General features: G+C 53.5%; 1 pseudogene. It reads left to right on the top strand.

The features are described from left to right. Positions 1–53: 53 nt before the first annotated feature. Positions 54–1,307: pseudogene (locus GNF76_RS29205) on the top strand (IS3 family transposase). Positions 1,308–1,310: the final 3 nt, after the last annotated feature.

The following is a 1,310-nucleotide window of genomic DNA, read 5'->3' as shown; positions in this document are numbered from 1 at the left end:
TGTCCCGTCCTGAATAAGGTTTACACCTTCTGATCTATTTTCAGGAGGGCGTAATGGAGACAGGAAAAAGGCGTAGCCAGCGAGACTACACGCTGACCTTTAAATTGTCGGTCGTCGACCAAGTCGAAAAAGGCGAGCTGAGCTATAAAGAGGCTCAGGAGCGCTACGGGATTCAAGGCAAAACGACCGTTCTGACGTGGTTACGCAAGCATGGTCGGCAAGATTGGAGCCCAGGCACATACATTGGCTCGCCGAGGATGGGGTCTATGCCCGACAAAAACCGACCACTAACGCCAGAACAACGCATTAAAGAGCTTGAAGAACAGTTGGCGCAGTCCAATCAGAAAGCGCAGTTTTTCGAGGCGGTCGTGGATGTCTTGAAAAATGACTACGGTCTCTCTGTCGTAAAAAAGCGTCCCGGCAAGTCCTCGCGCAAAAACGAATCCAAAACCTGAGCATCAGCAGGGCTTGCCAGTTCATGGGGATAAGCCGACAGGCTTACTACAAACGCAATCGCGCTGATGCAACTCGTCTGGTTCTGGATCAGAAAGTTGCCGACTTCGTTCAGCAAAAACGTCAGCGTCAGCCGCGTCTGGGTACCCGAAAGCTGCACCACTTGCTGCATTGCCAGCCTCAACTTGAGCTGCAAGTGGGGCGAGATCGGCTGTTTTCGATCCTGCGCGAAAGGCGGTTACTGGTGGCCCGCAAGCGGGCGTATCACAAGACGACCGACAGCCATCATCGCTTTCGGCGCCATCCGAACCTACTCAAACCGGGTCCTGATCAGGTTATTCCAACCGGCCCGGAACAAGTCTGGGTAGCAGACATTACCTATCTGCCCACTCAGGAAGGTGTGGCCTATCTGAGCCTTGTGACGGATGCTTTTTCGCGAAAGATCGTGGGTTACCACGTCCATGAAAGTCTGCACACCGAGTCGGTAGTGCAGGCGTTGCGTCGAGCCGTGAGTCAGCGTCAAACCGCGCAACCACTGGTCCATCACTCGGATAGAGGCAGCCAGTATTGCTCGGGAATGTACCAGGAACTGCACGCGAAACACGGCATCCGGTGTTCGATGACGGACGGCTATGACTGCTACCAAAATGCTTTGGCAGAGCGGGTCAACGGGATCTTGAAGACAGAGCTTCTGCTTGAGCGACCACACGATTTAACGCAGGCGAAGAAGATGGTGAGTGAGTCGATATCGATCTACAACGGCGAGCGTCCGCACCAGTCTTTGAAATACAAAACGCCCGATGCAATACATCGGGCGTTGGGGTGAAACAGGTGTAAACCTATTTCAGGACTAGACA

The organism is Pseudomonas spelaei, assembly GCF_009724245.1.
Lineage (GTDB): Bacteria > Pseudomonadota > Gammaproteobacteria > Pseudomonadales > Pseudomonadaceae > Aquipseudomonas > Aquipseudomonas spelaei.
Note: the sequence above shows the minus strand (reverse complement) of the source record. Positions and strands in the feature narration are given on the sequence as shown.